General features: G+C 41.7%; 18 protein-coding genes. 12 read left to right on the top strand and 6 right to left on the bottom strand.

Annotated features, from left to right (window positions below; genetic code table 11):
- The first annotated feature begins 15 nt into the window (after window positions 1-15).
- The 5 genes from ABD036_RS17185 (at window position 16) to ABD036_RS17165 (ending at window position 3,849) form a co-directional block, all read left to right on the top strand.
- A complete protein-coding gene (locus ABD036_RS17185) occupies window positions 16-1,692 on the top strand; it encodes a chloride channel protein (RefSeq protein WP_343862156.1) in 1,677 nt (558 codons plus the stop codon).
- An 11-nt stretch (window positions 1,693-1,703) separates the two neighbouring features.
- Window positions 1,704-2,132, top strand: coding sequence for a CopD family protein (locus tag ABD036_RS17180; protein ID WP_343862155.1), 429 nt, complete (start codon window positions 1,704-1,706; stop codon window positions 2,130-2,132).
- 110 nt (window positions 2,133-2,242) lie between these two features.
- Window positions 2,243-2,425 carry a hypothetical protein gene (locus ABD036_RS17175; RefSeq protein WP_343862154.1) on the top strand — a complete coding sequence of 61 codons (183 nt, stop codon included), beginning with the start codon at window positions 2,243-2,245 and terminating at the stop codon, window positions 2,423-2,425.
- 392 nt (window positions 2,426-2,817) lie between these two features.
- The gene (locus ABD036_RS17170; RefSeq protein WP_343862153.1) at window positions 2,818-3,342 is read left to right on the top strand and encodes a hypothetical protein; all 525 of its coding nucleotides are present in this window, start codon (window positions 2,818-2,820) and stop codon (window positions 3,340-3,342) included.
- A gap of 63 nt (window positions 3,343-3,405) precedes the next feature.
- Entirely contained in the window at window positions 3,406-3,849 is a 444-nt protein-coding gene (locus ABD036_RS17165; RefSeq protein WP_343862152.1) for a hypothetical protein, read from the top strand.
- 281 nt (window positions 3,850-4,130) lie between these two features.
- Here the strand turns inward: ABD036_RS17165 and ABD036_RS17160 are convergent, their stop codons facing one another.
- Together ABD036_RS17160 and ABD036_RS17155 are read right to left on the bottom strand one after the other, a co-directional pair.
- Window positions 4,131-4,418 carry a type II toxin-antitoxin system RelE/ParE family toxin gene (locus ABD036_RS17160; RefSeq protein WP_343862151.1) on the bottom strand — a complete coding sequence of 96 codons (288 nt, stop codon included), beginning with the start codon at window positions 4,416-4,418 and terminating at the stop codon, window positions 4,131-4,133.
- Window positions 4,419-4,649, bottom strand: a complete 231-nt coding sequence (locus ABD036_RS17155; RefSeq protein WP_343862150.1) for a ribbon-helix-helix domain-containing protein — start codon at window positions 4,647-4,649, stop codon at window positions 4,419-4,421. It abuts the gene before it with no gap.
- A 254-nt stretch (window positions 4,650-4,903) separates the two neighbouring features.
- Here ABD036_RS17155 and ABD036_RS17150 point away from each other — a divergent pair, with 254 nt between their 5' ends.
- The 3 genes from ABD036_RS17150 to folE all read left to right on the top strand — a co-directional run bounded on the left by ABD036_RS17150 (window position 4,904) and on the right by folE (window position 8,577).
- Entirely contained in the window at window positions 4,904-6,268 is a 1,365-nt protein-coding gene (locus ABD036_RS17150) for a transglycosylase domain-containing protein (RefSeq protein ID WP_343862149.1), read from the top strand.
- Window positions 6,269-6,547: 279 nt separating this feature from the next.
- Entirely contained in the window at window positions 6,548-7,594 is a 1,047-nt protein-coding gene (locus ABD036_RS17145) for an alpha/beta hydrolase (RefSeq protein WP_343862148.1), read from the top strand.
- A 428-nt stretch (window positions 7,595-8,022) separates the two neighbouring features.
- Window positions 8,023-8,577 (top strand): GTP cyclohydrolase I FolE, encoded by a 555-nt coding sequence (gene folE / locus ABD036_RS17140; protein WP_343862147.1) that lies wholly within the window; start codon window positions 8,023-8,025, stop codon window positions 8,575-8,577.
- A gap of 113 nt (window positions 8,578-8,690) precedes the next feature.
- Here the strand turns inward: folE and glnG are convergent, their stop codons facing one another.
- The 4 genes from glnG to glnA all read right to left on the bottom strand — a co-directional run bounded on the left by glnG (window position 8,691) and on the right by glnA (window position 13,274).
- Window positions 8,691-10,097, bottom strand: coding sequence for a nitrogen regulation protein NR(I) (gene glnG, locus ABD036_RS17135; protein WP_343862146.1), 1,407 nt, complete (start codon window positions 10,095-10,097; stop codon window positions 8,691-8,693).
- A 3-nt stretch (window positions 10,098-10,100) separates the two neighbouring features.
- A complete protein-coding gene (gene glnL / locus ABD036_RS17130) occupies window positions 10,101-11,165 on the bottom strand; it encodes a nitrogen regulation protein NR(II) (RefSeq protein WP_343862145.1) in 1,065 nt (354 codons plus the stop codon).
- Between the two features lie 101 nt (window positions 11,166-11,266).
- On the bottom strand, window positions 11,267-11,785 hold the full coding sequence (locus ABD036_RS17125; RefSeq protein ID WP_343862144.1) for a DUF4124 domain-containing protein: 519 nt from the start codon (window positions 11,783-11,785) through the stop codon (window positions 11,267-11,269).
- A gap of 79 nt (window positions 11,786-11,864) precedes the next feature.
- Window positions 11,865-13,274, bottom strand: a complete 1,410-nt coding sequence (gene glnA, locus ABD036_RS17120; protein WP_343862143.1) for a glutamate--ammonia ligase — start codon at window positions 13,272-13,274, stop codon at window positions 11,865-11,867.
- A gap of 691 nt (window positions 13,275-13,965) precedes the next feature.
- Here glnA and typA point away from each other — a divergent pair.
- The 4 genes from typA to ABD036_RS17100 all read left to right on the top strand — a co-directional run bounded on the left by typA (window position 13,966) and on the right by ABD036_RS17100 (window position 17,361).
- Window positions 13,966-15,798 carry a translational GTPase TypA gene (typA, locus tag ABD036_RS17115; RefSeq protein WP_343862223.1) on the top strand — a complete coding sequence of 611 codons (1,833 nt, stop codon included), beginning with the start codon at window positions 13,966-13,968 and terminating at the stop codon, window positions 15,796-15,798.
- Between the two features lie 124 nt (window positions 15,799-15,922).
- Window positions 15,923-16,480, top strand: coding sequence for a GNAT family N-acetyltransferase (locus ABD036_RS17110; protein ID WP_343862141.1), 558 nt, complete (start codon window positions 15,923-15,925; stop codon window positions 16,478-16,480).
- 51 nt (window positions 16,481-16,531) lie between these two features.
- Window positions 16,532-16,948 (top strand): YeeE/YedE family protein, encoded by a 417-nt coding sequence (locus ABD036_RS17105; protein WP_343862139.1) that lies wholly within the window; start codon window positions 16,532-16,534, stop codon window positions 16,946-16,948.
- Between the two features lie 2 nt (window positions 16,949-16,950).
- Window positions 16,951-17,361, top strand: coding sequence for a DUF6691 family protein (locus tag ABD036_RS17100; RefSeq protein WP_343862137.1), 411 nt, complete (start codon window positions 16,951-16,953; stop codon window positions 17,359-17,361).
- Window positions 17,362-18,112 lie beyond the last annotated feature (751 nt).

Genomic DNA, 18,112 nt, shown 5'->3' with positions numbered 1-18,112 from the left:
TAAGCCCAACAGATAATGACATTAAAATCGTTTAGACAGGAGCTAGCCAACCCCCGAACGTCAATCCAGCTATGTATTCTGGGTATTGCGGGAGGCATGAGTGCGGCTTCACTTATAATCCTATTCCGCCTATGTGTGGAGTGGTTACAAGGACTTTACCTAAACGAACTTAACCAGTTCTCAAGCCTAGATCCACTGTTTAGATTTGCGCTGCCCATTGCTGGGGCGGGATTTATTATCTTATTTGCCTTTATGACCGGTTTTAAACACTATCGATTGGGGATCCCCTTCGTTATCCATCGTTTAAAGCAGCGCTACGGTCACATCCCGTTTCGCACCACGATTAACCAGTTTTTTGGCGGTATGGCAGCCTTAGCCACAGGCTTTGTTGTGGGTCGAGAGGGACCTTCGGTGCATCTTGGTGCAGCAGGAAGCAGCTTTATTGGTCATGGCTTAAAATTACCTTATAACAGCATCCGTATTTTGGCCGGCTGTGGCATAGCGGCAGGTATCTCTGCGTCTTTCAATACGCCTTTTGCGGCAGTTATCTTTGTGATGGAAGTCGTATTGCGCGAATATCGCATTCACATATTTATTCCGGTAATGCTCGCTGCTGCTTGCGGATCCTTGATGACCCGAGCCGTGTTTGGGCAAATTCATGAACTGTCGTTTTTATCGTTTCAAGATATTAGTCAATGGCATTACCCCTACCTCATATTGTTTGGCATTATTTTAGGTTTTATTGCCACCTTGTTTAACAATCAATTGATGAATGTAATGCGCCTTTTTCGACCTGTTAAAATGGTCTGGCGCATTCTAATTGCCGCAGTAATTACGGCTATCTTTGGGTATTTTTTACCCGAATCATTAAGTGCCAGTTTGGATGTAACCCATTCTTTTGTGACGGGTCAAAGCGTGGGCTTGTTGCTGGCAATTCTGATTGCCAAATTTGTACTCGCATTGGTCGCCATTGGGCTAGGTGTTCCCGGCGGTTTGATCGGCCCCGTTTATGTAATCGGTATGCTCAGTGGCGCGGTTCTAGCTATTCCTGTTGGCTTTCTGATTTCTGATAGTTTGGATTACAGCAATAGCTTTGCGTTACTTGGGATTGCAGGTTTAATGACAGCGGTGCTGCATGCCCCACTTGCGGCACTTTCATCCGTCATGGAGTTGGCTTATAACCCAGAAGTGATATTACCTGCTATGCTGGTCATAGTTCCGGCTTATGTGACCTCCACACAATTACTGGGTAACCGCTCCATATTCATGCGCCAATTAGATTACCAAAAGCTCTCTTATACCATATCGCCGATCCGCGAAACGCTGCAAAAAACCGGTGTATTAGCCGTGATGGATACGGAATATAAATTGTTTATCGACGCACCGGATAAATATATTTTAGATTTCCTAGATACCTCACCTACCCACCCTGTGGTGCTGCGCTCTTCGTTTGAAATAGATGTTCAGTATTCTTTAGTCCAATATGAATTAAGCTTACACCACGACAGCAGTGCACTTGCTTATTTCGACATGCAGGCAGTTTCATCGCAAGCCACCCTCGCCGAAGTGTACGAAATTTTGCAGGCGAACCGAAACGGTGCTGTCTACGTATACGAAACAACACCTTCTAGTATTATCGGGGTAATCACCTGGAATACACTGAGTAGCTATTTGCATAAAGAAAAATTTTAAGAGGAACGACCATGTTGTTGCTATGGATCAAAGTGTTACACGTGTTTTTTATGGTTGCTTGGATGGCCGGCATCTTCTATTTACCACGATTGTTTGTATATCACGCCGAAACTCAAGAGCAGCTTGTTAAAGATCAATTTAAAATTATGGAACGTCGATTGTGGTTTTTCGTAACGCCTTTCGCCGTGTTAACTCTGATTTTCGGCGTTGCTCTGATATATCTCTACGGTAAAGACTGGTTCGTAGCGGCGAAATGGCTACACATTAAAATCACACTCGTCATTGCAATGTATGTTTATCATGGCTATCTATACCGCTTGTTGAAGCAATTTTCGAGAGACGAGAATCACCATTCTGCACGTTTTTATCGAGTCCTTAACGAAGCACCCGTATTAGTTTTACTCGCGATCATCGCCTTAGCGATCACTAAAAGCTGGTAAGCAAGAAGGCTAGATATTAATTCAGTTTAATCTTATTTGAAAAATGTGGATTTATTGACCACACTAAAAGTCATACTGAACTATTTCTGCTACAGGATGCCTAAAAAAGCATGGATGCGAATAATACACAGCTAACCGAACTTTTAGACAGAACTGACTCTGCCTTTAAACAACTAATGCAGGATCCCAACTCCAGTGAATGCAGTCACGCTTATGAAAATGCTAAGCAGGAACTAGACTACTTTTTATTTAACATGCGTGATGAGTTAAAGAAAAAGTATCGCAATTTCTAAATCGCTAACCTTCCATATTGTTATCCTATGATTATCAGAGGATATTATCTGTTCTAAAACCGAGCGACTTTGTCTTTACGACCAAAGTAATTGAGAGTTGTTTTAGTTATCGGATAGTCTCTAAAAATTGATAAGCAGATAGGCAACAAATATTAGATATCGTGGCTTCCCCTATCGATGCGCATTTATCCTCAAGAAAGTATTCTGAATCTAAAAATACTGCAATTCAGTCTATATCAGAATTGCTCTTTGTTTTAACATGCGACAATCTGTTGGCATTATTTGTCTATTTCAGCAAGAGGCGGAGCTCTAAAAATGCACAAACCTAACAATGCGCTACACACATTAGCTATGCGTTAAGTTTTTCAATCGATTGGGAGTTAGATCGTAAAGTGGTATATAACAGGAATTCTATAGCTACCTTATTTGGAGCTTTATTAGGTCTATTGATTATAGGATATTATGGACTGACTATAGTCTACCCTGAACTAGGTCGTACTCACCCCGAACGCTCAATATTAGAACAATTTAATGGTACGATTGAATGGATTAAGGAAACTGGTGCTGGGAGGGGGGAAGATTCTATCCGTTTTAAATTTAATGAGTTTGATAAATACTTTGTTTACCACTCAACAGAGATCAGACTAGTTAAAGATAGATTAGAGATTCCAAATAGTAACGTCGAAATATTAGTAGATTTGTCTGACTCTCATTCCCCACCAATAGATGAACATTCATATCACACGGTTTACGAAGTTATAAGCAACCATGTAAATGTTAGATCTTATGAGCAAGTCAAAAATGCGTATACGTCAGACTTTAAATCTGTTCTTTGGAGTGGACTAGGTTTATTCGTTTTTTCAGCACTTGTTTTATTATACGAAAACTCTAAATATAGAAAGAAACATAAAAATTAGCTTGCGGTTCTTGGAAGCCGCATCATTTAACTGTTATTTCTCAATGTTGACCTTAAGGATTTTATGAAATTTACAATTCTGACTACCATTTTACTGCTCTTAACTAGTTTCAATTCGTTTGCGTATCAGAAGGAAATCGACAAATTTTTCCAACTTTATGAGGCCGGCAAAGTCACTGATGCAGTAGACTCAATATACTCAACGAACAAATGGATCCTTCAAAAGACAGACGATATTCAAAATGTCAAAACTCAACTGCAAAGTTTACAAAGCTTGGTTGGCGAATACCATGGAAAGGTTAAACTGGGTTCAGAAGATTTGAAGGATAGGCTTGTTTACGTCTCTTACTTGACAATGTTTGAACGCCAACCAGTTCGGCTAGAGTTTGTATTTTATCGCCCGAAAGAAGATTGGGTTATATATTCATTCTCATTTGATGACACTATAGATGATGAGTTAACGGATTTTTCTAGGAAAAGAATAATTGGCTGGTTGAAAGGCAGCTAAAAGATTAATGTGCGGTTCATAGGGCCCGTATCATTTAACTGTTGTAAGCAAAAGGAATGTTAGATTTATGATGATGTGTCCAAGAACTAGGACAACGCTGAAAACTATTAATATCGGTAAATTTCCTGTCTAAGGACTGCGGGGTCAGAACAGATGAAATCTCTGCTTTGCACGAGTTTAATTCGATAACTTAGTTTTTGGCGTGTGGTAGCAACTGGCACAAACTTTCAGGTCAACTTCAACTGCTCGAGCGTTTACTAACTCAGTGATGTAGAAATATGCTAAAGCCAAACGTCTGTATCTTGACCACCTATAATCGCCATGATCTCGATGGTACTTTGGTTTATTCGATAGTAAATAACGTCAGAACGATGCGGGCAGCGTCTATAGCCTCGTCTAATATTGTCAACAGACTGATATATTAAGGGGGATTCTGAGATTTTAAGAAAGGCATCAAAGAAGCTGTAAAAATATTCATCAGCTTGTCCTTCTCCAAACTCCTGATATCCATATTCGTAGATTCTGCGTAAATCTTCTTTTGCTTCGTCCGTTAAGCGGTATTTACTCATTTACTTTATAAGATCCGCTTTAAACTCGGCGAGAATTTCATCTGGTGATTGTGAAACGAAGTTACTTTTCTCTGCGTTCAATAGCTTTTGATTGACAAACTCAGCTCGCCTTGCACGTCTTATAAGATCATTAATTAACTCGCTCTTGTTAGCATAGTCACCGGTGGTTTCAACATGAGAGTTGAGCCATCGGTTATTGCTTTCCGTCAATGTAACACTTTGTCTAGGCATTTGTTATTCTCCAAATATAATTGGTGCGATATTACACCTGCCGCGTTTGGTATTCAACGATTGAAGGTTTGAGGTTGTTAATACTGAGATTAATAGTCATGATGACACTCCCATGTAAACTTCTACCTGAGCTTAGGAAGAGGTATTCCATCCCATTTACAGGCAAAGTAAATATGCTGGTCTGGCAGTCAACGAAGTCAAGTAGTAGCAGGTCATAAGTATTACTTGTACCCAGCATTAGTTTAGGAATTTGAATGCTCAGAAGAATTATATTGTGTGTAATAATTGTTTCGATAGCAATTATCTCTGCGCTGAGCTACAAGGTATTTTCGATTTCTCAAGCGATTGAGTTGATTGAAAAAGGGCCGATTCAGCAAACGTCGTTTATGCAACATTATTGTAAAACTGAGTGCGCAATTAATTGGATGTCTTTAAATCAGATACCAAATCTGTTTAAAATAATGGTCATAAAAAGGGAAGACCCAACTTTCTGGAAACATAATGGCTTTGACACGTATGCCATTAAGCGTGCTATTTATTTCAACTGGCATGAAAAAGCATTTGTTAAGGGCGCTAGCACTATATCTTCGCAGGTGTCTAAAAACCTTTTCTTAACGTCCGAAAAAACATTATTTCGAAAATTACATGAGTCTTTGATAACCGTCGTATTAGAGCGAATGCTAAGTAAAGCGCGAATACTTGAAATATATTTAAATATAATTGAGCTTGGGCCAGATACATTTGGGATTAAAAACGGAGCGAAAAGACATTTTAATAAAGAACCTTCTCAACTTTCGCTGCGAGAAATCGTTAAATTGGTAGCAATACTTCCTAGTCCTCGAAAACACTCCCAGCTTAGCTCAAATCCACCATCTCAGGATAAAGTTGATACGATTATTAATAACTTCCTAAGTTTTAAACATAAAGCTGCAACACAAAAAGCAATTGAAGATACAAAAGATTGTGCTGATTTTCTAAGTTCGACTCAAATTCAAATAGTTGATGAAGCACTCGACACGATTTATTTAATGCACGGAACAGCAATAGAGCAAGGTGATGGTGCTTTGTTAACGCTGCCAGAAATCTTAAATGACGTAGATGTCGTCCAAAAGACTGAAATTGAAAAAATATATGTAGAGTCAACCTCGGAATCAGTCCCTGAAGCTTGCTCGGTACCGAAGGTGAATACTGAGTTTAGGCTGATAGAAAATACGGTAAGGGAGGGGAGTAGGAATTATTGGGTACCCGCACCTGCGTATGAAAGTCTTATTAAGATGATGAATGATGCTGAATCAGAGCATATTCAATTGAACATTGAATCCGCTTACAGGGCATCAGGTTATCAACTTTATTTGGCGTTACAAATGACAAAGAGGCTTAACTATTGTATTTCTGAAACATTTAAGTTAGTTGAACGGCCGTTTCGTTCAGAGCATGGATGTTATGAAGCTGTGGCGATAGACTTTAGTACAACAGGCAAAAGAGGAGTGGCATTTTCGCAATCAAACGCATTTGAATGGCTTAAGAACAATGCTGAAAAATATAATTACACATTAAGCTATGATCATGGCAACACGCAACTAAAGAACTTTGAACCTTGGCATTGGCAATACAACTGAATTTTTGCATCAAAACAGCAGAATGTGGCTAAAAACTAATATGCATACCCCAGCGCTGAGAGTTGACATATCATGCCCCCTGCAAAAATCAGCAAAACGATAAGCCAGTTTAATAACTGGCTTATATAGCTTCTACGAAAACGCTCTCGTCTCAAATTTAAACTTTATAGACAAGCAGGATTCGACACCCCAATTTAATAATTATTAGTGATTTTCGGTCGCTAGGCTGTTCTAATTGGCAAGTTCAAATAAAATCTATTTCTAAAGAGAACACGATAATTGCCAAATATTAAAGGATTAATCTTTCGTATTAAAACCCTGCTCGTTGCCATTAGTTTGCTTGTTATGTCGGGTTGTACTTCATTTGGTTCTCATGTGTTGAGTAACCCTAGTATTTATATGTCTCAACCAAGTCTGCTCAATGTTGAACCTGAGCAGCTAGGCATTGATAGCAGAAAGTATTGTATAGACTATAACTCATCCTGTGTTCATTACTTGTTCGCCGAAGCCTATCAAGCTCATGAGTTTCCAGAAAATGCCAACGTCTACTATAACCTTCATGCCACTGGAAATAATGTGGAAAATGTCGTTTCATATAAGGCCACTCCAGAAAACTTTAACCGAATAAATGGTACTGCTGTGTTGTTGCATGGCTTTGGCGCATCGAAAGAAGCTATGATGGCGATGTCTATTTACTTTCGGTCTATAGGCATGGATATCATAGCTCTCGATCTGTTTGGACACGGTCAATCCGAACAAGAATTTGTATTTGGAGCCAAAGAACACACACTATTTACTCGCTTAATTGAGGAGGTAGTAAAGCAAAACAGTTTATCTGAGCCTCTGATTTTGGTTGGGCACTCAATGGGTGCGCTACCTGCTTCTAATGTATTGATCGAATCTAGTGCAGTCGATGGTGCAATTTTATTAGCTCCAATGATTCGATTTGACTACGCGGCCAAACAATATTTGGCTTACAAAAACTCGACACTAAGTGAAATGTTTTCTGACTATATGGATGGCATAGTATCTAAAAGCATGGCGGATAAAAATGTGAGTTTGCAAGATACCAATATTCCGATGAAGATAAAAAGTGTCCGCAAACCCATTTTAATTATTAACTCAGACGTCGACTCAATATCCCCTTACAAACACTTTTCACACCTTGAAAATCACTTTATTCAACTAGAAATGTTTAGAGGTCGTAGCCACCCAAGTTTGGTTGCATTCGATTTCGCTGATACAAAGATAATTGAAAATTGGATTAGCAAAAATTTTCCGACCGCACTGTCCAAAGTGCAGAGCGCTGTGAGTGAAAGCTTATAATTGAACTTCAAGGCTTTTGACTGATCGCCAAACCAGGAAAAGCTGTAACATTTCGCGATCGCTCTTTGCACATTCATTGCTGGGAATGTTGTGTTTATGCGTGCGCCAACCAACAATTTGTGGCAGAGGGCGACATAAACAATCAATAGATTCAATTGCCGGATCGTTTAGTTTTATATCCAAATGAAGGGCATGGTTTTGTAACCGCGCCAGCTAGGTTTGATTATAGCGTGCGCATGATGCGTTGGATGGAACATTTTATCATCCATCAGCGAAGTACTTTACCCCCGATAACATTGCCTGAAGGTTCAACCAGCAAAAATAACGAGTAAGGTTTTTATGCCACGGGCATAGTGATATGATAGCGCCAATTTTTAGCTTCGGGCTTAGCCATTATAACTCAAGCCTTATCACGAGAAATCATGTCAATGACAGACAATTTGCAAGCACATTATGCTGAAATCTTAGGAATTTTGGGTGAAGACGTCACTAGAGACGGCTTAAAAGACACCCCTACTCGCGCGGCAAAGGCCATGCAGTTTCTAACTGATGGTTATCAAAAAGATCTTAACCAAGTCATTAATGATGCTGTTTTTGAATCTGATACTGATGAAATGGTGATTGTTCAGGATATCGAATTCTATTCATTGTGTGAGCACCACGTATTGCCTTTTATTGGCCGTTGCCATATTGCCTATGTGCCGAATGGCAAAGTATTAGGTTTGTCAAAGTTTGCCCGCATTGTTGATATGTTTTCGCGCCGATTGCAGATCCAAGAAGGGTTAACCAAACAAATTGCCGACGCAGTGTTAGAAGTCACCGATGCAAAAGGCGTTGGCGTAGTGATGGAAGGCAAACACATGTGTATGATGATGAGAGGCGTTCAAAAGCAAAACTCATCGATGATCACTTCAGTGATGTTAGGCGCGTTTCGTGATTCACAGAATACCCGCACAGAATTTCTTAGATTGATCGGAAAATAGCAGCTCAGTAAACGCCTTGGCTGCTGACATTATAATTCCACAGCGGCAAAAGCATGATCTTTCAAGACCCGTTAATACCCGAGGATGATGTGAAATCCCTCGGGGAAAAGCGCTTATAAATCCAATTCCTTCAATTTCCGCGTCAGGGTATTACGCCCCCAACCTAGCCGTTTGGCTGCATCTTGTTTGTGTCCTTTGGTATGCTGTAATGCGCGCTCTAGCATGATTTTTTCAAAGTCATGCGTAGCGTCTTGCAAAATATTGTTGCGACCTGAATGCAATTGTCTATCGGCCCAATCTGCTAGCAAAGATTGCCAATCTGATTCGAGTGAGGCTTGCTGTGAGTTTATCTGAGGCTTTGACGCCTCAGGAGGCAAATCGGTCACCAACACTTCCTGGCCGCTTGCCATCACCGTTAACCAACGACACATGTTTTCAAGTTGTCTGACATTCCCTGGCCATGGCAACTGGGTTAATACGTTCGCCGCTTCTTTACTAAGTGTCTTTGATTCCACCGCAAGTTCTTTTGCGGCTGATAACAAAAAGTGGCGGGCCAGAAGTGGGATATCTTCACGTCGCTCAGTTAATCGAGGTATATGTATTTTGATTACGTTAAGTCGGTGGTAGAGATCTTCGCGAAACTTGCCTTCATGCACTCTTTGTTCGAGGTCTTGGTGAGTTGCCGCAATTATCCTCACGTCTACCTTAACGGGATTATGCCCACCTACACGATAAAACTGGCCATCTGCCAACACCCTCAACAAGCGAGTTTGCACATCCAGTGGCATGTCGCCAATTTCATCCAAAAATAAGGTGCCGCCATTGGCTTGTTCAAATCGGCCCTGCCGAGCAGCCTGAGCCCCCGTAAAAGCTCCTTTTTCATGACCAAATAATTCTGATTCTATTAAATCGGCTGGGATCGCTGCCATATTCAAGGCAATAAAGGTCTTGGATTTTCTCGGGCTGTGTCGATGTAGAGCTTGTGCTACCAGTTCTTTACCAGTACCCGATTGGCCATTAATTAGCACACTGATGCTGGAGCGAGATAAGCGTCCGATTGCTCGAAACACTTCTTGCATGGCGGGGGCTTCACCGATAATTTCAGTATCTTTAAGTTCAGGCTCTGTCTGTCGTTGTGAGCTTTTTTCACGCGCATGCACCAAAGCTCGTTCCACTAAATTCACCGCTTCGTCAATATCAAACGGTTTAGGTAGATATTCAAACGCGCCACTTTGGTAGGCATTCACCGCGCTATCCAGATCGGAGTGAGCGGTCATGATAATCACGGGAATATTGGGGAAGTACTTATGCACCTCTTGAAGCAAAGCCATGCCATCCATTTGTGGCATTCTGATGTCTGAAACAATCACCTCAGGCTGTTGACCTGAATGTAATTGCAATAATAAATCTTGAGGATTTTCAAAACTAAAACACGGGATCTGAGCTGACTGCAACGCCTTTTGTAATACCCAACGAATCGAGCTATCGTCATCTACTACCCATACTGGTTCAGCGTTCATTAGCTATGATTCCTTCTTATCAATCGGTAAATAAATTTTAAATTCTGTGTGTCCTGCCCAACTTTCTACATCAATCTTACCTTTATGATGATCAACAAGCGTTTGTGCAATCGATAAACCAAGTCCAGTACCATTAGCCTTACTTGTTACCATGGGGTAGAACAAAGTGTCTTTTAGCTCAACAGGAATGCCGGGGCCGTTATCAATAATTTTAACCTGAACTACCAATGGATGTTTTACACCATGAATGGTCAACTGACGCTTAATCCGAGTTTTAATGTTGATTTTGCCTGGATAGTTTTGGTTCTCTAACACTTGGACACTGTTGCGAACAATGTTGAGTACCGCTTGTTGCAACATGTCTTGATCCATTCGCATATCAGGAATGCTCGGATCGTAATCTCGTCCAATGCTGATATTATGCGAGTGATCGAACTCAACCAGAGCACAAATCTTTTCTAACACCCGATGAATATTTAACCACTGGAAATTGGGCAGCGCGTTAGGCCCTAATAGCCTATCAACCAATTTGGTTAATCGGTCAGACTGCTCAATGATTATCTGGGTGAATTCTGACAACTCTGGATCCGGCAATTGCTTTTGTAACAACTGAGCGGCACCACGCACTCCCCCTAGAGGATTTTTAATTTCATGGGCTAAGCCTCGGATCAATTCTCTTGCTGCTTGCTGTTGTGCCCATTGCTGACTTTCCTGACTGATACGTTTTTGTTGGTCTATGACTTTTATTTCGATGAGTAGTGCCGGCATTTCGTTAAAAATGAAATTAGTGACGGTGAGATCACCTAGCACATGCCGATTGTCGGAAAAGGCAAAAAGCACTTCCGAGTCAGAAAACCCCTCGTTCTTTAACAGCGCATTTTTGAGGTGTGTCGGCTCCAAACTGGATTGCGTTACAAATTGGGAAATAGGGGAACCCAACAGTTGATTATCACTTTGCTCCAACATGGATTGCGCGGCGAGATTGGCATATCGAATAGATAGCTTTTGATCAACCACCAGTACAGCGGTTGCCATGCTATCGAGTAAAGATAAAAAATGTTCGCTCAATTGAAGCCATCCAAAAAATTCGCAATGCACTATAATAGTGCATAAATAGAGGCGCGTCTCAATGCCATTTCAGCTTTGACCTGTTCTAGTGCCTATTGGCGCTAGTTTCGGTTGATCAATATTGAAGCCTGATGCATAAAAAACACAATTTCTTTGGATGATGCAAGGATCTTGCCTGTATGGTGAATAAATTTAACTTGGATTTTGTGCTCTCCGCGATCCACGTTTTGCAGCTGGAAAGACGGCGCTGGGCTAGACTGCACTAACTGGCCATCTAGGAACAATTCAAACTTGCCATTGCCTACTGGAGATAGTTGCGCTTTGACCGTTAGTTTTCCTTGATTGTTGCGCAACGTTGCTTGGTTTTGCGGAGAAACAATTGACAATTGATAGTCAGGGAACTTTTGCTCTAAGCGCTTAGCGGGCAATTGCGTTTTATTACCGGTATTAAGCGCAGGAACAGTGACGCTGTTAGTTTTGGTCATATCCACTTCCACAGCCCCTTCTTGGGGCGTGTCGGTATAAGTAACTGAACCGTCTGCATGGACGATTTTATATAGTTGTGTTGCACTTATCGTAGCGCTCAAGATTAGTGCGATTATGACAATCAATATTTTCATGCTTAGAGTGTAGCTGTTTCGCAGACAAAAAAAAGCCCGCACTGCGGCGGGCTGGTATTAAAATCGATAACTTTTCGAGTTAGACGCTGTAATACATATCGAACTCAACTGGGTGAGTAGACGTGTTAAGCCTTTGAACCTCATCACGTTTAATGTCAATGTAGGCATCAATCATATCGTCGGTCATGACACCACCGGCAGTTAAGAAGTCGCGGTCGTTGTCTAGTGCATCAAGGGCTTGCTCAAGTGAACTGGCCACTTGTGGGATCTCTGCCGCTTCTTCAGGAGGAAGATCATATAAGTCTTTGTCCATTGAATCACCAGGATGGATCTTGTTTTTAATCCCATCAAGGCCAGCCATTAACATAGCTGTAAATGCCAAGTAAGGGTTACCCGTTGGGTCAGGGAAGCGCACTTCGATACGACGAGCGCGATCACTGGTTACAAATGGAATACGGATAGACGCTGAACGGTTACGCGCTGAATAAGCCAACATTACAGGGGCTTCAAAATGCGGAACTAGACGCTTGTAAGAGTTAGTCGACGCATTGGTAAAGGCATTAATGGCACGAGCATGTTTGATTATACCGCCGATGTAATACAATGCTTCTTCAGACATACCCGCGTACTTATCACCGGCAAAGATGTTTTTACCATCTTTAGATATTGATTGGTGAACGTGCATACCAGAACCGTTATCACCTACCAATGGCTTAGGCATAAAAGTAGCAGTTTGACCGTAGGCATGCGCTACATTATGAACCACGTATTTATAGATCTGAACTTCATCGGCTTTCTTAACCAAGGTATTGAACAAACAGGCAATTTCGTTTTGACCTGCAGTCGCTACTTCGTGGTGATGAGCTTCTACCGTTAAACCCATTTCTTCCATAACCATACACATTGCAGCACGGGTGTCGTGCGAAGAATCAACGGGAGGCACTGGAAAGTAACCACCTTTAACGCTCGGGCGGTGACCCATGTTACCGTCTTCAAAATCAGCACCTGAATTCCACTTGGCTTCATGTGCATCAATTTTAAAGAATGAACCTGCCATGTCAGTGTGGAATCGCACATCGTCGAACAAAAAGAATTCAGGCTCGGGACCAAACAATGCAGTGTCGCCTATGCCAGTTGCTTTCAAGTATTCTTCAGCACGAGCAGCAATAGAACGCGGGTCACGATCGTAACCTTGCATCGTCATGGGCTCTAGGATGTCACAGCGGATGTTAACTTGCGTTTCTTCGGCAAAAGGATCAAGCACAGCGGTGTCGCCATCAGGCATCAATACCATGTCTGATTCGTTAATGCCTTTCCATCCAATGATTGAAGAGCCGTCAAACATCTTGCCTTCTTCAAAGAAATCTTCGTCGACTTGATGTGTAGGTATTGATACATGCTGTTCTTTACCTTTGGTATCGGTAAAGCGTAAATCAACAAATTTTGCTTCGCTCTCTTTAATAAGATCTAAGGCCTTTTGTGCTGACATTGTGTCCTCCTGAAAAATAATCGAAATTTAAAAGTTTTCATTTTTAGCGTGTGTATGCTTAAGCGATTTTCGTGCCAGCCATAAATCGACCTGTAAAGCCTATTTAACCGCTGCATCTAACGACAAAACAAACAAAACCCTACAATGTCGCACCACGTTGGTGCATACTGCCACCTTATAGTGCGTCATCAACTTGTCAATGTACTAGAATAGCGCAATTACGTTGAATAAGATGTGCTTACAATCAATCACTATTACTGTGTATCGTTTTGAATCAAAAGCACACACCGACACAATACACAATATTGCTCAAACTACACGATTACAAATAGCTGAGTATGCAGCATACTTAATAGCATAGAAATAAGATTCAGCAAATTTGCTCTGCACACTGACAGCGAGCTAGGCTGATGTCGTTATCCACAGCGCCGAGAGTTGAAAACCTTCAACCCCGTGATAATCGATTACTCTGCATTCAAAAAACCTATAAGCGGTCATCTTTTGATGGTCTCTTTAAACATTAATTAGATGTTTTTTTACCCATTTTCTTAAATATCGCTCTCAAAATGCAGTAAGAACGTGTACAATGCCGCACCATTTTTACGCGGATATGAATTCGCGTAGGCATATTTTTTTAAACTGGTTCTATAATTACAACCAACCAGTTTGATCACTACCAGTAAAGGCTAAAATTTTGTCTCACGATATCAGTAAGTTACGCAACATCGCCATCATCGCTCACGTCGACCACGGTAAAACAACATTAGTTGATAAGCTGTTACAGCAATCAGGTACATTAGAAAGTCGCGGTGAAGTTGAAGAACGCGTAATGGACTCGAATGACATTGAAAAAGAGCGTGGTATTACCATTCTTGCAAAAAATACTGCAATTAATTGGAACGAATACCGCATCAACATTGTGGATACTCCTGGGCACGCCGACTTCGGCGGAGAAGTAGAGCGCGTCATGTCAATGGCCGACTCAGTACTTCTGCTTGTCGACGCGCAAGAAGGTCCAATGCCACAAACTCGCTTTGTAACCCAAAAAGCATTTGCTCAAGGCTTAAAACCTATTGTTGTTATCAACAAAATAGACAAACCAGGTGCACGACCAGATTGGGTAATGGATCAAGTATTCGATTTGTTTGATAACCTAGGTGCGACCGATGAGCAACTTGATTTCCAAGTTGTTTACGCGTCGGCACTAAATGGTTGGGCAACCAGAGAAGCAGGAACGCAAGCAGAAGACATGTCTGATTTATTCCAGACAATCGTCGACGTGGTTGAGCCGCCAAATGCCGATTTGAATGGTCCTTTCCAAATGCAGATCTCGCAACTTGATTACAACTCATATGTCGGTGTAATCGGTATTGGCCGTATCACGCGCGGGTCAGTAAAATCGAACCAACAAGTGACTATCAGCATGGCTGATGGCAGTAAACGCAATGGTAAAGTAGGTCAAGTTCAAGGGTATCTTGGCCTTGAGAGAACAGAAGTTCCTTCAGCCCACGCGGGTGACATTATCGCGATTACGGGGTTAGGTGAGCTCAAGATTTCTGATACCATTTGTGATCCAGCGGCGGTAGAAGCATTGCCACAACTTTCTGTAGATGAACCTACAGTAACTATGACATTCCAAGTAAACACTTCTCCGTTTGCTGGTAAAGAAGGTAAGTATGTTACTTCACGTAACATTCTTGAGCGATTACAAAACGAACTCGTTCATAACGTAGCATTGCGCGTTGAAGAAACTGAAGATCCAGATAAATTCCGTGTATCCGGTCGTGGCGAATTGCACCTTGGTATTTTGATAGAAAACATGCGTCGTGAAGGTTATGAGCTGGCCGTATCTCGCCCAGAAGTAATTTTGAAAGAGGTTGACGGTGTTGTACACGAACCGTTTGAAACCGTCACTATTGATGTTGAAGAGCAGCACCAAGGTTCAATCATGGAGCAAATTGGTTTGCGTAAAGGCGAACTAAAAGATATGTCTCCTGATGGTAAAGGTCGTGTTCGTCTAGACTTTATCATTCCAAGTCGTGGCCTTATTGGTTTCCAAACTGACTTTATGACCATGACTTCAGGTTCAGGTCTTATCTATCATACATTTGATCACTACGGTCCACATAAAGGCGGCACTATTGGTCAACGTAAGAACGGTGTTTTGATTGCCAACGCCACGGGTAAAGCATTGACCAACGCCTTGTTTAACTTACAAGAACGTGGCCGCATGTTTATTGGACACGGTGTCGAAGTGTACGAAGGTATGCTGATCGGTATTCACAGTCGTGAAAATGACCTTACCGTAAACGCACTCAAAGGTAAGCAATTAACCAACGTTCGTGCTTCAGGAACTGATGAAGCACAAACATTGGTACCGCCTATTAAAATGACCCTAGAGCAAGCGTTAGAGTTCATTGATAATGATGAACTTGTTGAAGTGACACCAGTAAGCATTCGCTTACGTAAGAAGCTTTTGACTGAGAACGAGCGTAAACGCGCTGGTCGTAGCAAAGAGTCATAGTAGTTAGTTAACACTATTGAAGCCGGCTAATAAGCCGGCTTTTTTATTGGTCACATTGTTCTCTTTGCATTGCTGTGTAATTTGTTAATAATGGTATGTATGTTAAATGCAAAGTTGATTTTGAATGTCCCAGCGTGCTTTTCCCATAATCGAAACCGAGCGACTCATACTCAACCGGCTTTCCAAATCAGATCGCAAACCACTATTTGCAATCTTTTCTGATCCTAACGTAATCAAACATTACGATGTGGAGCGATTTAAGCACATTGAAGAGGCGGATAGATTGGTAGAATACTTTGATGCACGCTTCGAAAGTGATACAGGCATTCGCTGGGCGATACGAAAGAAAGACAGCAATGAATTTATCGGAACTTGCGGCTTTACCAATTGGAACGAGTTTGATCACAGCGCTGTCATCGGTTATGAATTAGCCAACAACCATTGGGGTAATGGTTACGCTTTAGAAGCGGTTAAAAGTATAATTAACTTTATTTTTGACGAAAAATTCCATTTTTACGTGCATCGCATAGAAGCATTGATTTTGCCAAGTAATGCTCCATCTGAAGCCCTTGTCAAAAAGTTAGGATTCACATTTGAAGGCGCGTTACGAGGTAAGTGTTATTGGAATGGTGACTTCCATGATATGAATATGTTCGGCCTTTTACGTCATGATCAAATTTAGCTATTTTAAAGTTTATAAAGTAAATTTATTTAACGGAGATTAAAGAATTATATGACTGAATTTACACCCATTTTGGCACTATTAGGTGGCGGACTCATTGGCTTGGCAGCATTAATTTTATTGCTGTTAAATGGCAATATTGCTGGGATATCAGGTATAGTTTCGAGTTCTATCCAGTCTCTAAGAAAGGGGGACTTTTGGCGTATTGTTTTTGTAATTGGTATGATGGTAGGTTGTTTTTTGTCCTACTTTCTATTTGATTACCAACCACCTCAAGTACCGAAATCTTCAGAATTAATATTAATAGTAGCTGGTCTTGCAGTTGGCTTGGGGACGGTAATAGGCAGTGGGTGCACTAGTGGTCACGGTGTATGCGGGGTAGGTCGATTATCCATACGATCTATTGTCGCAACAATTGTATTTCTTAGTGTTGGTATAGCGACAGCAACATTAGTGGGAGTCCTTTGATTATGAAAAATCTTGTAGCTCTTGTTTGCGGAATCCTTTTCGGTGCTGGACTTAATATTTCCCAAATGACCGACCCTCAAAAAGTTTTGAATTTTTTAGATCTAAGTGGGCAATGGGATCCTAGCTTAATACTAGTTATGGGCGGGGCTTTGGTAGTGTCGGCGCTCGGGTTCATGATATCGAAAAAGCTAAGAAAGCCTTTATTATCTGATGAATTTTCAATACCGAACAAATCAGAGATCACCAAGCCTTTGATCATTGGTGCCGTCTTATTTGGTTTTGGCTGGGGTTTAGTAGGATTGTGCCCTGGCCCTGCCGTCGCTTCTCTAGCGATGCCTTCTATAGAACTTATTTTCTTTTTGGTCAGTATGTTCCTTGGGATGTTTATTGGTAAAAAGCTCAAAACCGCTTAGTTCAAAGCTCATATAACAACTGTGATGGTAACTTTTCCTCATAATTACTCTCCTTTGATATTATAACTCCCTGATAACAGCTAACGAGGTCCCCACCCAAGAGCATTGTGGGGATGACGGTTGTTTTAACTCCTTGATAACAGCTAATGAGGTCCCCACCCAAGAGCATTGTGGGGATGACGGTTATTTTAACTACTCGATAACAGCTAATGAGGTCCCCACCCAAGAGCGTTGTGGGGATGACGGTTGTTCTATGGCTGTGGGGATGACATTTCTTTGCCATTACTTTTTACTCTCACATGGGGGTGGAAGCGGTTGTTTTTAGCTTCGTAGAAGCGTCAACGGATGGAACGGGCAGCAGGGATGCTGCACTGGACGATACACCATGGATGGTTTACACCTAGCCGCTGATTACGTGGACAGGCATTGCATGACACCCCGATGGGTATGGTTTCCCTTGTGGGTTTGCACAGCGAAGCTGGGCTTTAGGAGGAAGGCTACCTATGCAGGTAACGATAAAGGCGCTTCGTTAGGTATATCGCAGGCATAAAAAAAGGCTACCTAAATAGGTAGCCTTTCTTCTAATGGGAGCCTGGCAGTGTGCTACTCTCACATGGGGGTGAAAACGGGGCTCTCAGGAGCACAGCTCCTGCCGTTTGAACGACTCGAGCTTGCGAGAGGCTGGGAATCCACTTTGTGAAGGTTGACCGCGGAGTAGCTTTGCGCGGATGCGCTTATACGAAAAAGCCCC

The sequence above is a fragment of the Aliiglaciecola litoralis genome (assembly GCF_039523355.1).
Lineage (GTDB): Bacteria > Pseudomonadota > Gammaproteobacteria > Enterobacterales > Alteromonadaceae > Aliiglaciecola > Aliiglaciecola litoralis.
Note: the sequence above shows the minus strand (reverse complement) of the source record. Positions and strands in the feature narration are given on the sequence as shown.

Coding starts and splice junctions, on each gene's coding strand:
- ABD036_RS17105 (WP_343862139.1), top strand. CDS start 16,532: ATGACTGAATTTACACCCATTTTGGCACTATTAGGTGGCGGACTCATT.
- ABD036_RS17155 (WP_343862150.1), bottom strand. CDS start 4,649: ATGCCTAGACAAAGTGTTACATTGACGGAAAGCAATAACCGATGGCTC.
- ABD036_RS17180 (WP_343862155.1), top strand. CDS start 1,704: ATGTTGTTGCTATGGATCAAAGTGTTACACGTGTTTTTTATGGTTGCT.
- ABD036_RS17150 (WP_343862149.1), top strand. CDS start 4,904: ATGCTCAGAAGAATTATATTGTGTGTAATAATTGTTTCGATAGCAATT.
- ABD036_RS17165 (WP_343862152.1), top strand. CDS start 3,406: ATGAAATTTACAATTCTGACTACCATTTTACTGCTCTTAACTAGTTTC.
- ABD036_RS17125 (WP_343862144.1), bottom strand. CDS start 11,785: ATGAAAATATTGATTGTCATAATCGCACTAATCTTGAGCGCTACGATA.
- ABD036_RS17185 (WP_343862156.1), top strand. CDS start 16: ATGACATTAAAATCGTTTAGACAGGAGCTAGCCAACCCCCGAACGTCA.
- ABD036_RS17175 (WP_343862154.1), top strand. CDS start 2,243: ATGGATGCGAATAATACACAGCTAACCGAACTTTTAGACAGAACTGAC.
- folE (WP_343862147.1), top strand. CDS start 8,023: ATGACAGACAATTTGCAAGCACATTATGCTGAAATCTTAGGAATTTTG.
- glnA (WP_343862143.1), bottom strand. CDS start 13,274: ATGTCAGCACAAAAGGCCTTAGATCTTATTAAAGAGAGCGAAGCAAAA.
- ABD036_RS17100 (WP_343862137.1), top strand. CDS start 16,951: ATGAAAAATCTTGTAGCTCTTGTTTGCGGAATCCTTTTCGGTGCTGGA.
- glnG (WP_343862146.1), bottom strand. CDS start 10,097: ATGAACGCTGAACCAGTATGGGTAGTAGATGACGATAGCTCGATTCGT.
- ABD036_RS17160 (WP_343862151.1), bottom strand. CDS start 4,418: ATGAGTAAATACCGCTTAACGGACGAAGCAAAAGAAGATTTACGCAGA.
- ABD036_RS17110 (WP_343862141.1), top strand. CDS start 15,923: ATGTCCCAGCGTGCTTTTCCCATAATCGAAACCGAGCGACTCATACTC.